Annotated in this window: 11 protein-coding genes; 6 read left to right on the plus strand and 5 right to left on the minus strand. The window is 68.7% G+C overall.

The window, feature by feature from the left end:
* Positions 1 to 79 precede the first annotated feature (79 nt).
* Positions 80 to 385, minus strand: coding sequence for a helix-turn-helix transcriptional regulator (locus AB0C21_RS42050; RefSeq protein WP_500211981.1), 306 nt, complete (start codon positions 383 to 385; stop codon positions 80 to 82).
* 619 nt (positions 386 to 1,004) lie between these two features.
* Here AB0C21_RS42050 and AB0C21_RS42055 point away from each other — a divergent pair.
* Positions 1,005 to 1,430, plus strand: coding sequence for a hypothetical protein (locus AB0C21_RS42055; protein WP_500211982.1), 426 nt, complete (start codon positions 1,005 to 1,007; stop codon positions 1,428 to 1,430).
* 86 nt (positions 1,431 to 1,516) lie between these two features.
* Here the strand turns inward: AB0C21_RS42055 and AB0C21_RS42060 are convergent, their stop codons facing one another.
* From AB0C21_RS42060 to AB0C21_RS42070, 3 genes are all read right to left on the minus strand, one after another.
* Complete coding sequence (locus AB0C21_RS42060; protein ID WP_500211983.1) at positions 1,517 to 1,777, minus strand: DUF6406 domain-containing protein; 261 nt, start codon at positions 1,775 to 1,777, stop codon at positions 1,517 to 1,519.
* A 2-nt stretch (positions 1,778 to 1,779) separates the two neighbouring features.
* A complete protein-coding gene (locus AB0C21_RS42065; RefSeq protein ID WP_500211984.1) occupies positions 1,780 to 3,753 on the minus strand; it encodes a calpain family cysteine peptidase in 1,974 nt (657 codons plus the stop codon).
* A 462-nt stretch (positions 3,754 to 4,215) separates the two neighbouring features.
* A complete protein-coding gene (locus AB0C21_RS42070; RefSeq protein WP_500211986.1) occupies positions 4,216 to 4,866 on the minus strand; it encodes a TetR/AcrR family transcriptional regulator C-terminal domain-containing protein in 651 nt (216 codons plus the stop codon).
* A 73-nt stretch (positions 4,867 to 4,939) separates the two neighbouring features.
* Here AB0C21_RS42070 and AB0C21_RS42075 point away from each other — a divergent pair, with 73 nt between their 5' ends.
* Positions 4,940 to 6,328 (plus strand): FAD-dependent oxidoreductase, encoded by a 1,389-nt coding sequence (locus AB0C21_RS42075; RefSeq protein ID WP_500211988.1) that lies wholly within the window; start codon positions 4,940 to 4,942, stop codon positions 6,326 to 6,328.
* Between the two features lie 102 nt (positions 6,329 to 6,430).
* Entirely contained in the window at positions 6,431 to 7,666 is a 1,236-nt protein-coding gene (locus tag AB0C21_RS42080; RefSeq protein ID WP_500211989.1) for an MFS transporter, read from the plus strand.
* Here the strand turns inward: AB0C21_RS42080 and AB0C21_RS42085 are convergent.
* Complete coding sequence (locus AB0C21_RS42085) at positions 7,663 to 8,619, minus strand: helix-turn-helix transcriptional regulator (RefSeq protein WP_500211991.1); 957 nt, start codon at positions 8,617 to 8,619, stop codon at positions 7,663 to 7,665. The genes AB0C21_RS42080 and AB0C21_RS42085 overlap by 4 nt on opposite strands.
* Positions 8,620 to 8,682: 63 nt before the next feature.
* Between AB0C21_RS42085 and AB0C21_RS42090 the strand changes: the two genes are divergently transcribed.
* The 3 genes from AB0C21_RS42090 (at position 8,683) to hsdR (ending at position 13,473) form a co-directional block, all read left to right on the plus strand.
* Positions 8,683 to 9,831, plus strand: a complete 1,149-nt coding sequence (locus tag AB0C21_RS42090; protein WP_500211993.1) for an epoxide hydrolase family protein — start codon at positions 8,683 to 8,685, stop codon at positions 9,829 to 9,831.
* 1 nt (position 9,832) lies between these two features.
* The gene (locus AB0C21_RS42095; protein WP_500211995.1) at positions 9,833 to 10,939 is read left to right on the plus strand and encodes a winged helix DNA-binding domain-containing protein; all 1,107 of its coding nucleotides are present in this window, start codon (positions 9,833 to 9,835) and stop codon (positions 10,937 to 10,939) included.
* 95 nt (positions 10,940 to 11,034) lie between these two features.
* Positions 11,035 to 13,473, plus strand: coding sequence for an EcoAI/FtnUII family type I restriction enzme subunit R (hsdR, locus tag AB0C21_RS42100; protein WP_500211997.1), 2,439 nt, complete (start codon positions 11,035 to 11,037; stop codon positions 13,471 to 13,473).
* Positions 13,474 to 13,500 lie beyond the last annotated feature (27 nt).

The following is a 13,500-nucleotide window of genomic DNA, read 5'->3' on the forward strand; positions in this document are numbered from 1 at the left end:
CCTCAACGCCTTCGAGATCACCTTCGAAGGCCGCCTGGCCGCCGCCCGCAACTAGACCCCGCAAGATCGAGTTACACCGTTAACTGGACAGACCCCTGGGGCGCAGGACGCGATGGCGGCCGGCGCGGCGGATGGCGGTGTAGAGGCGGTGGAAGTGGCCGTCGTCCTGGTCTGAACCGTCGGTCTTGAAGTAGGTGTCCAGGTCGAGGGCCGTCTGCTCGGAGACGGCCTTGTCCGCCTTCTCCATCTGGCAGATCCACTGCGGGGTGCAGCCGAGGGCGCTTGCGAGCTGGTTCTGGGACAGCTTCGCGCGCTGGCGCATCCTGCGCAGCTCTTCACCGAAGTGGACGCGCAGCGCGTCGGGGTGGTGCTGGTCGCTGGCCATGGCGGGGGCCTCCGGCACTCGGTTGACGGGGGCGTCGGGGGGTGGACGTCCAATTGAAACAGCTTCGTAGCCGACAGTAATCGATCGACTGCATTCTGTCCCACGAATCGAACGCAGACCAACGAGTTCGGCCGCGAAGGGGCAGGTCAACCAATGAAAGACATGAGAACGGCCGGGATCGAGCGAGACTTCCCCGCCTGGATGGTGTGGATATCCCAGCAGGGCGAGTACTGGGGCGCGGTCCGACGCGATCCGAAGCTCACCATGCCCGCAACCGTCATAGCCGACTCCGAGGACGAACTACGCGCAGCACTAGCGGCCCAACCGTCCAGCGGGGAGCCGAGCCGATGAACCCGGCAGCCGGCCTGACGACTTGGATCCCCGGCTTGCAAGTCTGGTACGGGATCTACACCCGTTCATGGTGGGCCTTCGTCCCCGGCCTCCCAGACCGACTGATCGAAGCCCCGCCCCGGACCTCCTGGCCCAGAGCCTGACTTCACTGGCCATGCGAACCGCGAACCACCGACCCACACCAACCCGGCGACAGCGACGCAGTGCGCCTTAGAACCCCGGCCGTAGATCGCGAGCCCGCCTGCCATCACCGCGCACAGAGACCTTCGTGCGCCTCAGGAAGGGCATTAGGTTTGCGTTCATGGTCAGAGACACGCCGCCGGAAACGGCCAAACGGTACGTGGTCCTCGTCGAGGAAGTGATTCCCCTCGGGAGCGACGACCATAACTGGCAGCTCGTCAAGACGATCCCCGTGGAGGGCGACCGCACCATCGCCGACGCACGGGCACGGGCTCTGGCCATGGAACACGTCCCCGAGTCGCTCTACGTACCTCACGGCGCAACCCCCGCTCGGAGCGTGTTCCGGGTCGCCGACGGATCGTGGCTGGTGGAGGTGAGCACCCCGCCTCTTCCAGTCCAAAACTTGCCCGGATCACCACAGCCGAGCAGGTGCACGTCCAGGAATACCTCCCGCCTCCCGCCTCCCGACGACACTCCGCCACCCCATAAACGCCGCCTGCTCCGCCGCGGTTGACCGTCAAGATTCCGAAGTCAGAAACAGCTGAGCGCGTCGAACCGCATTCGGAACGGGTGATCGCCACCGTGCGTCACCTGAAGACACTACTCAATCCTCACAAAAATGGCGCCGAGCCTGTCCAAGCCAGCCTCTTCGACTCGCTCAAGCCTCCAAGTCTGGTCCCCAATCAGAAACGTGTCTCCAGGATGGAGGGTCAACTCGCGCTCGCCATCGTCTTTAACGGAGACAAGAACCTCTGGCACCCTACCGTCGTCTCCTTTGCGCGCACTCATCAACCCAATCTCCAGATCCTCATCTATAGAGGTTTGAGTGCCTTGCTTCAGGCCGAATCTCTCGACTGCCATGCTCACTCCATCGTGGTGTAGCGGTGCCGGATGTTGGCTTTGAATTCTTTGATCGTCATCGGCGAGGGATGACTTCTGTGCCAGGGATTGTACAGGTATAGATTTCCCTGATCATCAACCCTGGTGACCTCGTAGGCATGTTTGGCGATGAGTTTGTTCGGGAGGTTTGATTCACCTTTGCCCAGCTCGCGTGTCCCGACCAGCACGGGCTTTCCCTGGGAGAGCAGGCCGACGATTTCGTCCTGGAGCCTGCGGTCCGCGCTTCGCCCTTTGTTATCATATCCAGTCGGAAAGTCGACAGTCTTGGCAGGGTGACCCGTGAGCCCAGTAAGCAGTTCGGCACGCTCTTCGGGACTGCTGCCCTGATTCAATCGCACATAACCGGTCGGCGCATCCCCTGGCTTGCCCTGCGCTTTCCATATCCGGTTCGCTCTATCCAGACGTTCGGCACTCCAGGTCTGATCCAGCCCGGCGATCGCCTTCTCCAGAACCGGTGCCCAAGCCGTACCCGCTGCGGTAATTGCAGCAAATGCAGGCATATGGGGCCGATCATCTTTAATCGGCACCTCAGGTGTCACCGTGAGCGTGATCGACTGCCCGGTCGACTCGTAACGCTGCGCTGACTTCGAATACTTGGCCTCGTTGAAGCGGACCTCATAGTTGCCGTCTTCAGTTTCTCGCACACAGTTCCGGATGGCTTCAGGATACTTTTCGGCGACCGCCCCAAGGGTAGCGATTATGCCGCAGTCGCCGAGGATCCCCTGCTTTGCCTGTTCCCGGGCAGGTTCACCGTTGAACAGCGGTACACGTGTACCATCAGCACGATCCAGCGGCGTGCCATAACGGTCGGGGATATACTCAGGTTCTTCTCTTGGATCCTGAAAGTCCGGGCGATCGACCGTGCCCTTCAATTCCTTCGGTTCATCGCTTCGCCCCAGCTTGGCGGCAAGCTGTTTCAGCCGATCCGGTATCCCGCGTTCAAGGACGTCCTCGTCGAAGTCGACGATACTCCCGTTGTCGTCGGCTGGACTTTCCCCGGAGACTTGTTTGTCCAGTTCGTCCACCACGTCGTCCAAGCTGTTGAAGGCCGCCGGGCCGTCCGGCTCACCGGCCCCCGCGCGAAGATCGTCACCGGGCAGGTCTTCCGGTTGACTCACGGGCTCCTGTGAAACGCCTTCTGCCACGTCGCGGGCGTTCTCACTTCCCGACACCGAGGCGGGCGGCGGCATGTCGGTGCCCGGCTTCTGGTCTTGTTGAGGACTTGGGGCCTGCTCTTGCGGACGCTCGGTCTTCGAGTCATCGTTCTCCGGCGGTGACGGAGCAGGCTCGACGGCGGGTTCTGCAGGCGGCTGGCTACCGGCGTCTGTGGCTTCGGTCTCCTGTGGTCGGTTCTCCTGCCGGACAGGTTCGCGAGCGCGAGCGAGGCTTTCCAGTCGCGACGGCTGGTTCGGGGAGCCGGGGTTGTCGGCCGGCATGGTGTACTGCCGTGTCGATGATGCGGGGTCGTCACGCGTCTCGGCCTTCTCGCCGACGTCCTCGGTCCGTGTGGCAGTGGTTTTGTCGTCACGTCCGCCCTCGGCCTCACCGCCGCCTACCCTGGCATCGGTCTGCTTCCCGGCGTCACCAGAGCGCGCTTCCTGGACGCGTTCGTCCTGCTTCGACTCGTCCTCGGATTCGGAACCGCTTGCCTCCACCTTCGGATTGGCTGCGTCCCGCGGCTTGTCCTGGGTCCCTGGCGCGCTCGCCTTCTCCTTGTCTGCGTCCGTGGGCCGGGCGCCACTGTCTTCGGCCGCTGCCTGCTGGGGCCCGTTCTCCTGCGGGGCGGGTTCGCGGGCGCGAGCGAGGCTCTTCAGACGGGACGGCTGGTCGGGCGCGCCAGGATTGTCGGGTGGCGGCCCGGGCGGCTTGTCGGACGATTTGGGCCGATCGGCATCCTCGGCTTTGGTGTCGGTCCCGGTGGAATGCTCCACGCCCACGCTGCGGCCCTCTCCCCAAGATGAACCCGGCGACGGCCCGCCTCGTCGCATGCGAGCCTGGGGTGTCCGGTGCCGCGCGGGGTCTGCGGCCGGTCACACCGCCGTCCATGAAAGCGCGAATCCACAGGGATTGCACGATCCATTGATCAGTGAGCGCTATTCCGTCTTCGATACTGAAGCGCGAGACCGGCGTCCGCCATGTCGTCGTCGCCAGTGCCGGGTCAACGCCGTCAAACGGACGGCGAAGCGGGCGACAAACTCCGGACATGCGTGTGAGTCCGAGACTTCGCCGGGATGCGATCGCTCAGCTCGCCTGGTCGGCCGGCGTTTCGGTAGCCGGTGCAGCCGTTGGGGCCGGGGCTGGGCTTCCGGTGCTTGCCGAGTCCCCGGGACATCGTGATCGTCCAGGTCTCGGCTGCCTGGGCCGAGAGCCGGGGCTGCCGTTACCCGCCCGGGCGCCGGTCAGTCGATGCCGTATTGGGTGGTGATGCCTGCGATCAGTAGTTCTAGGCCCTCTGCGAAGTGGCGGTCGTAGTCGGTGAAGATCTCGGGGCCCGCGGCGGCGGAGAGGGGGAAGTCGGCCATCATCCGGGCGCGTTCCTCGACGTCGAAGCCCTCGCGCCGCTCGTCGGGGAGGGGCTCGACGCCCTGCTCCTCGATGACGAAGCCGATCGTGTACAGGTACGTCGTCAACGTCGCGCGGACCGCCTGGGCGAGAGTGAAGCCGGCGGCGGTGAAGAGGCGCAGGTTGTCCTCCATCTGCTCGGCGTGCTCGATGCCCGTGAAGCGTGAGCCGCTGAAGACCTTGGCGCCGTCGCGGTAAGCGCGCAGTGCCTCGCGAAAGCCGTGGTTGGACTTGCGCAGCCGTTCCTGCCAGGTGTCGTCGGGATGGAGGGGGGTCCCGGCGACCATCCGGCGGTACATCTCCGTGGCCATTTCGTCGAGCAGGGCCTGCTTGTCCTTGAAGTGCCAGTACAGGGCAGGTGCCTGGACGCCCAGCTCGCGGCCGATGGCGCTCAGCGTCAGGCCTTCCAGGCCCACCTCGTTCAGGAGGTTGAGGGCGGCGTCCGCGACCCGCTTGCGGTCGAGGGGTGCACGCCGTCTGGTGGTCACGCTTGACAGTTTAACGCCGTTAAGGTCATCCTCGCATCCAACTGAACTTAACGGCATTAAGGAGCGTGGACGCATGGCCGCACAGGTGGACGTACTGGTGGTGGGCGCGGGTCCCAGCGGGCTGGCTCTCGGCGTCGACCTCGCCCGGCGCGGGGTGGACGCGCTCGTCGTCGAGCAGGGCGACGGGCTGTTCCCCGGCTCGCGCGGCAAGGGGCTCCAGCCGCGCACCATGGAGGTCTTCGACGACCTCGGCGTCCTCGACGCGATCCGAGCGGCCGGCGGCGTCCACCCGGTCGGGATGATCTGGCAGGACGGACGGCGTATGGGCGAGCACCAGATGTTCGACCCGGCGGAGCCGACCGAGGACGCGCCGTACACCGAACCCTGGATGGTGCCGCAGTGGCGCACGCAGGAGATCCTGCTGGCGCGGCTGCGGAAGCTGGGCGGACGGGTCGCCTTCCGCCGGGAGGCGGTCGGCCTCGCACAGGACGAGAACGGCGTGACCGTGCGCTTCGCCGAGGGGCCAGAACTGAGGGCCGGGTACGTGGTCGCCGCCGACGGGGGGCGCTCGGCGGTGCGCCGGGCGCTCGGCATCGGCATGACGGGCGAGACGGTCGATCCGGGTCCGATGCTGGTGGCAGACGTCCGTATCCCCGATCTGGACCGCGACAACTGGCACATGTTCCCGGCAGAGGACGGGGGCTTCATGGCGGTCTGCCCCCTCGCGGGCACGGAGGACTTCCAACTCGTGGCGCGGCTCCCGGAAGGCACCGCGGTGGACCTCTCCCTCGACGGCGTACGCAAGGTCGTCGCCACCCGCTCGCACCTCGCCCCCGAGGACGTGACCGAGGTCCGGTGGGCCTCGGACTTCCGCCCGCGGGCGGCTCTGGCGGACCGCTTCCGCCAGGGCCGGGTCTTCCTCATCGGGGACGCGGCGCACGTCCACTCGCCGGCCGGCGGCCAGGGCCTCAACACCAGCGTGCAGGACGCCTACAACCTGGGCTGGAAGCTGGGCGCCGTGCTGCGGGGCGACGCGCCCGCCGCACTCCTCGACAGCTACGAGGAGGAGCGGCGCCCGATCGCCGCCGCCATGCTCGGGCTGTCGACGAGCGTTCACCGCGGCGAGACCCGCCGAGGCGAGGCGACCCGCCAGCTCAACCTCGGCTACCGGGCCTCCTCGCTCGCCGAGGAGACCCGCGAGGCCCCGGGCCCGGTGCGGGCGGGCGACCGCGCACCGGACGGGACGGTGAAGGGGACACGGCTGTTCGACGCGTTCCGGGGGCCGCACTGGACCCTGCTGACGGTGGACACGGACCTCGACACGTACACGGCGCAGGTGTACGGCGCGGGCGTCTTCCTGATCCGCCCGGACGGCTACGTGGGCTGGGCGGGAGAGACCACGGAGGGACTGGCAGAGTACGCGGGCCGAGTGGGGGCCAAAGACGCCTACCGGACCCTTTGACCTTCTCCACCGTTCACGAACCCGGCCCGACCTGTCGTCGCGGGGACGTCGACGTCCGATTCCTGCCAGCGTGGTCGTGCCCGCGCTTCCTACCGTCGGGGCGTGGAAACTGATCTTGCCGGTGCCGGTCGGCGCCGTGACCTGCCCGGTCCCGTCGTCTGGTTCATGTCGCTCGCGGCCGGGCTCGGGACGGCGACGATCTATCCGTTGCAGCCGGCGATCGCCGATGTGGCGGATTCGCTGCACGCCTCGCTCGGCGCGGTCGGGGTGGCGCTCGCGTGCGGGCCGATGGGCTACATGGTCGGGCTCGGCCTGCTCGTCCCGCTGGTCGACCGGTTCCCTCCGAGGCGGGTGCTGTCGGCGCAGGTCGGGGTCCTGGCGGCCGCCCTGTTCGTGAGCGCCGTCGTCGGCGATGTGCGGGTGCTGGGCGCGTCGACCGGCGTGATCGGGGCGTGTTCGGCGGTCGGCGCGGCCCTCAGTTCGATGGTCGGACGGCTGGCGTCCCCGCATCGGCGGGCGGCGACGCTGGGGATCCTGACGGCCGGGATCTCGGCGGGGATCCTCGCCGGCCGCATCGTCGGCGGCTGGCTCGCCGAGGTGATCGGCTGGCGCGGCATGCTCATGGTGTTCGCCGCGGCCTGCGCGGCCGTCGCGGTGGGCCTGCCGCTGGTGGTCCCGGGCACCCGGGGACAAGTCGAGCGGGGATATCTCGCCACGTTGAAGTCGATTCCAGGCCTGTTCGTCCGGTACACGGCATTGCGGTCGGCTGCGACCCGCGGTGCCCTGTGGTTCTTCGCGTTCTGCGCGGTATGGGCCGGGCTGGCGGTGGCGCTGTCGGAGCCCCCGTACTCGTACTCGGCGGAGCGCATCGGCCTGTACGCGTTCGCCGGACTCCTCGGCATCCCCGCCACCCGGGTCGCGGGCATGTTCACCGATCGCGTCGGCGCGCGGCGCGTCATCCTCTTGGGCCTGGCCGTCGCCGGGGCCGCGGCGGCGGTCGTCGGGGTCGCCCTCCCGAGCGCCCCGGCGACCTTGCTCTGCCTGGCGCTGTTCGACGCGGGACTGTTCGCCGCACAGGTCGCGAACCAGAGCACCGTCCTCGCGATCGATCCCGCGGCGCCCGCACGGTTCAACAGCGCCTACATGCTCGTCTACTTCGTCGGCGGAAGCCTGGGGACGGCGTTCGGCGCCACCGCCGTCGAACGGTTCGGCTGGCCTGCGACGACGGGGTTCGCAGCGGCCGCCGTCATCGTCGCCGCGGCGGTCACGCTGGGGGCGCGCGGCCGCTCCGTCCCGTCCACTTCCCCAGAGCGTGCCCAGGACCCTGTAAAGAGTTAGAGGTGGTCGACGGCGTTCTGGCAGCGAGTGGCTTGGGCGCGGAGGGCGGTTGCCAGTTCGGGCGGGCCCGCGGTCAGGGAGAAGTCGGCGTCCACGGAGGTGATCATCCATACGAGGGCGGACGGGGTGTCGGCGCCCACGTGGAGGAGGCAGCTGCGGGAGTCGACGGCCTCGATGACTCCCATGCCCGGCCACACGCGGTCGGCGACCGCGTCGGCGGGTTCGTGCAGGGTGACCGTCGCCTGGCAGGCCCACGACCTGACCGACAGCCGGCGCGCCAGGTAGGCGGCCACGTCGCCGTCCGGAGGGGCGCGGGGCGGGAAGCGGGGGCCCGCCGGGAGGCGCGGGCTCATGCGGTCCACGCGGAACGTGCGCCAGTCGTCGCGGTCGGGGTCCCAGGCCACGAGGTACCAGTGGCGTCCGAAATTGACCACGGTGTGCGGCTCGACCTGGCGGACGGTGTCTCCGCGCGGGCCCGCGTAGCCGAACCGCAGCCGCTCGTGCCGGCGGCAGGCGTCGGCGATGGTCATCAACGTGTCGGCGTCCACCTCGGGGGCGCGGGCGCCGACCCGGACGGTGGCCCGGGCCAGCGTCGCCACCCGGTGGCGCAGGCGGGACGGAAGCACCTGTTCGAGTTTGGCGAGCGCCCGGAGGGACGCCTCCTCGATCCCGGCGACGGATCCTCCGGCCGCCGTCCGCAGCCCGAGCGCCACCGCGACCGCCTCGTCGTCGTCCAGCAGCAGGGGCGGCAGTGACGCGCCCGCCCCCAGCCGGTATCCGGCCGTGCCCCGGTTGGCGTGGACGGGGTAGCCGAGTTCCCGCAACCGGTCCACATCCCTGCGGACGGTCCGGGTGGTGACCGCCAGCCTTTCGGCGAGTTCGGGACCGGACCAGTCCCCGCCGGTCTGGAGCAGCGACAGCAGCCTGAGCAGCCGCGCGGATGTGTCCGGCATGAATCCAAATATGCCAGTTACTTAGGAACGAATTCGTCCTAACCTGCTTCTAGCGTCGTCCGCATGAATTCCGAACAGGGCGTTCGTCCCTTCACCATCGATATCCCGCAGGATCGGATCGACGACCTGAACGCGCGGCTCGCGGCCGCCCGCTGGCCGGACGAGCTTCCCGGGGTGGGCTGGGACCACGGTGTCCCCGTCTCCTACCTCAAGGACCTCGCCGAGTACTGGCGCACCGGCTACGACTGGCGCGCGCACGAGGCCGCGCTGAACGAGTACCCGCATCACGTCACCGAGGTCGAGGGGCAGCGGGTGCACTTCCTGCACGTCCGGTCGCCCGAGGCGGACGCGCTGCCGCTCGTGCTCGTCCACGGCTGGCCCGCGACGTTCACCGAGTTCCTGGCAGTGATCGGGCCCCTCACCGACCCGCGGGCCTACGGGGGCGACCCGGCCGACGCGTTCCATCTGGTCGTCCCGTCGCTGCCGGGGTTCGCGTTCTCCGGCCCGACGCGCAGGCCCGGCGACGGTGACACCGCACGCTACGCCGAGGTCGTGGCCGGGCTGATGGACCGGCTCGGGTACGAGCGGTACGGCGCGCACGGCGGCGACGTCGGCTCCTTCGTCTCGCCCCAGCTCGGGCGCATGGCCCCCGAGCGCGTCGTCGGGGTCCACATGAACGGCCCGATGACGTTCCCGTCCTGGGACGGCAACGACGACGGCTTCGACGAGGCAGACAAGGAGCGGCTCGCCGTCCTGACCGACCCGTCCGGTGAGCGGTTCGGGTACGCGGCGATCCAGTCGACGCGGCCGCAGACGCTGGCGTTCGGTCTGCACGACTCGCCGGTGGGGCTGCTCGCCTGGATCACCGACCAGTTCCAGCAGTGGAGCGACCCGGCCAAGCGGCTTCCGGAGGACGCGGTCGGCAGGGACGCCCTGCTCACCAACGTCACGATCTACTGGCTGACCGACACGCCGGCGTCGTCCATCCGGCTGTACAAGGAGGCGTCGCAGTGGGGTGCCCCGGCGGAGATCTCGACCGTCCCCACGGGATGCGCGATCTTCCCGGGTGATCTCACGATCCGGGCGCTCGCCGAGCGGCAGCACAGGATCGTGCACTGGGCCGAGTACGACCGCGGCGGCCACTTCGCGGCGATGGAGGCGCCGGACCTCCTGACCGGCGACATCCGCGCGTTCTTCCGGAAGGTGCGCTGACATGGGCGCTCGCGAGGCCCTGTCCGCGCGAGCGCTCAACCGCGCGCTCCTCGGACGCCAGTTGCTGCTCCGCCGAGCGGACCTCCCGGTGGTTCTCGCCGTCGAACGGCTGCTCGGCCTCAACGCGCAGGACCCGAACCTGCCGTACCTCGCGCTGTGGAACCGCCTGGAGGGCTTCGCGATCGATGACCTGACGGCGGCGATCGAGAAACGCGAGCTGGTGCGCTCGACACTGATGCGTGCGACGCAGCACCTGCTGTCGGTGCCGGACTTCCGGCTGATCCGTCCGCAGCTGGCGCCGCTGCTGCGGCGGGTGCAGCGCACCGCGTTCGGCCGCCGCGTCGCCGGCGCCGACCTCGACGCGCTCGTCGCCGAGGCCCGCGACCTGCTCGCCGACGGCCGGACGCTCACCCGCCCCGAACTCGGGCGGCTCCTCGCCCGCCGGTGGCCGGACGCCGACCCCGCCGCCCTCGGATGGTCGGTGCAGTACCTCGAACCCGTGGTGCATCCCGCGCCGAGCGGCACGTGGAACATTCGCGGCGCGACGCCGTTCGCCCGCGCCGACTGGACCGGCGTCCACCGGGAACCGACGCTCCAGGACGCATGCCTGCTGGTCAGGCGGTTTCTGGCGGCGTTCGGACCCGCGTCGGTGGCCGACGCCCGGACCTGGTCGGGCCTTGCCGGTCTTCGCGAGGTGTTCGACCGCCTGCGTCCCGAGTTGCGCGTGTTCGCCGACGCGTCCGGTAAGGAACTCTTCGACCTGCCGGACGCGCCACGTCCCGAGGACGACGTCCCGGCGCCCGTGCGCCTCCTGCCCGAGTTCGACGCGACCCTGCTCGCCCACGCCGACCGCACCCGGATCATGACCGCCGACGTCCGGCGCCGTGTCTGCGACGGCGCCGCCGTGGCCGCCACGGTCCTGGTCGATGGCATGGTCACCGGCACCTGGACGGCGAAGAGCACCGCCGACACGGTCACGCTGACCGTCCGTCCGTTCCGCCCCCTGTCGCCGACGGACCGCTCAGCGATAGAGGCCGAGGCCGAACGGCTGCTCACCTTTACTCGCCCGCACACCCGCCACGACGTCCAACTGACGCTCTGTCAGTAGCCATTGACGTGTGGCGCCACCGACCCGGGAGGCCAGATCGCGGCAGAAGGCCCGATCGGCCCGAAATTGTCGGCGGTCCGAGTGAGAATGGTGCGGTGACGTCGAGATTCCAGGACCCCCTAGAGGACGAGACGTGCCGCCGCTTCGTGGAGCCCGCCCTGGACGCGGCAGGCTGGCAGGACGACCAGATCCGCGGCCAGTATCCGATCAATAGGGGCCGCCTTCGCGCGACCACGCGGGGCCATCGGCAGGAACGGCCGCTGAAGGCTGACTACGTCCTGTCCTACTCTGACGGGCTGCCGATCGCCGTCATCGAGGCCAAGCGCTCGCGCCGCGACCCCGCGGACGGCCTGGAGCAGGCAAAGCGGTATGCCCGCCTGCTGGACATCCCTTTCGCCTACTCGACGAACGGGCACCGGATCCTGGAGTTCGACGCCCGCACCGGCCTTCAGAACGAGATCGCGGCTTTTCCGTCCCCCGATCAGCTGTGGACCCGTTACCGGCAGGAACGGCAACTCGCTGACGAGCAGCAGGCGAGGTTGGCCTCGGCCCCGCTCAACTCGAAACTCCGCAACTGGGACGGCACCCCGAAGGAACCGCGCTACTACCAGAACATCGCGATCAACCGGGCGGTTCAGGCCATCGCATCCGGCAAGAAGCGGATGCTGCTCGTGCTGGCCACCGGCACGGGGAAGACTCTCGTCGCCTCGCAGATCGTCGCCAAGCTCTGGAACGCGAAATGGCCGGAGGCCCGGCGCCCCCGGGTCCTCTACCTGGCCGACCGCAACATCCTGATCGACCAGCCCAAGGACGACTACTTCGTCCCCATGTTCGGCGAGGCCGTGCACAAGCTCGGGGGAGGCGACGCCAAGACGGGCCGCTACATCTACATGGCCCTCTACCAGTCACTCGACAGCAGCGGCGACGCGGAAGCCCTCTACCGCCAGTACGCCCCGGACTACTTCGATCTCATCATCGTCGACGAGTGCCACCGGGGAAGCGCGGCCGAGGAGTCGAGATGGCGGGAGATCCTGGAGTACTACTCCCCGGCGGTGCAGCTCGGCCTGACCGCGACTCCCGTCACCACCAAGGACGCCGACACCTACGGCTACTTCGGTGAGCCGCTGTACCAGTACACGCTCGCGAACGGCATCGAGGACGGGTTTCTGGCCCCTTACCGCGTCCGCAAGGTGCGCCTGAACGTCGACATGACGGGCTGGCGCCCAGATCCCGGCCAGAAGGACCTCCTCGGCCGGGAGATACCAGACAAACTCTACGGCCCGAAGGAGTTCGAGCGGATCCTCGCCATCCTCGACCGCACCGAGGAGGCCGCCCGCTACCTGACCGAGTTCCTGCACCGGACGGGCCGGATGGGCAAGACGATCGTGTTCTGCGCGAACACCGGCCACGCCGGCCGGATGGTGAACGCCCTGACCAACGCCAACGCCGACATGTCGCGCCGATACAACGGCAAGTACGCGTGCCGGATCACCGCAGCGGACGGCGATCCGGGGCGGGAGCTGCTGGACGAGTTCCGCAAGGAGGAGAGCGACGTCCCGGTCATCGCGGTCACCTCCAGGATGCTGTCGACCGGAGTCGACATCCCGACCCTCCGCAACATCGTGCTGTTCCGCGTGATCAAGTCGATGCCGGAGTTCAAGCAGATCATCGGGCGCGGCACCCGGCTCTTCCCCGAGTCGCGCAAGTACACCTTCGACATCATCGACTTCGTCGAGGCGACGCGCCTGTTCAACGACCCGCAGTTCGACGGCCCGCCGATGCGCGTCGTCCGTGACGAGACCGACACCGACGGCCGCATCGTCGACTCAGTCGAAGAGGAAGTGCCCGGCGATGACGGGACCGTCGCCGAGCCGGAGGGCGAGTACGAAGAGCAGGACGGCGGGACCCTGCCTCCGCTCGTCACCGATCCGGACGAGGTGGACGACATCCTCGCCAGCCCTAAGACCTTCTACGTGGACGGCGTCCCCGTCACGCCGTGGGGCACCGCGTTCTACGTGTCGGACAGCAGCGCCAACGGCGGCCTGCGGCTCGTCGAGTACGACCAGTTCGTCCGCGACCAGATCATCAAGCTCCGCCTTGAGCCGCACCAGCTCATGGGGCGATGGGCGCAGATGAAGAGCAGGCAGGAACTGCGCAAGCTGCTAGACGACAGCCACATCGATCCCGAGGACCTCGCCGAATGGGCCGGACGGCCGGACGCCGACACGATCGACCTGCTGCTGTACCTGGCCTGGGAGGTCCCGCTGCTGTCGCGGTCGGAGCGGGCGCGCCGCGTCTCGGTCCGGCATCGCGAGTTCCTCGACTCGTTCGCACCCAAGGCCCGGGAGGTGCTCGATAGGGTTCTGGACCAGTACGCGGCTCGGGGCGCCGAGGAGCTGGACGTCCGGGCGCTGCGTTCGGACGCCTACTCCGATCTCGGCAACATCCTGGAGATCGGCGAGCGCTTCGGCGGCGGCGACGAGCTGCGCGCGGCGTTCGACGAGCTGAACGCCCGTGTCTACGAAGCGTCGTGACCTTCAATCTACTTTTAGTTCCAAGCA

It is taken from the genome of Spirillospora sp. NPDC049024 (assembly GCF_040649235.1).
Classification (GTDB): domain Bacteria; phylum Actinomycetota; class Actinomycetes; order Streptosporangiales; family Streptosporangiaceae; genus Spirillospora.

What these genes read in the sequence shown, in the direction of transcription:
- AB0C21_RS42090 (WP_500211993.1), top strand. Translation starts at nt 8,683, where the DNA reads ATGAATTCCGAACAGGGCGTTCGTCCCTTCACCATCGATATCCCGCAG.
- AB0C21_RS42095 (WP_500211995.1), top strand. Translation starts at nt 9,833, where the DNA reads ATGGGCGCTCGCGAGGCCCTGTCCGCGCGAGCGCTCAACCGCGCGCTC.
- AB0C21_RS42075 (WP_500211988.1), top strand. Translation starts at nt 4,940, where the DNA reads ATGGCCGCACAGGTGGACGTACTGGTGGTGGGCGCGGGTCCCAGCGGG.
- AB0C21_RS42060 (WP_500211983.1), bottom strand. Translation starts at nt 1,777, where the DNA reads ATGGCAGTCGAGAGATTCGGCCTGAAGCAAGGCACTCAAACCTCTATA.
- AB0C21_RS42050 (WP_500211981.1), bottom strand. Translation starts at nt 385, where the DNA reads ATGGCCAGCGACCAGCACCACCCCGACGCGCTGCGCGTCCACTTCGGT.
- AB0C21_RS42085 (WP_500211991.1), bottom strand. Translation starts at nt 8,619, where the DNA reads ATGCCGGACACATCCGCGCGGCTGCTCAGGCTGCTGTCGCTGCTCCAG.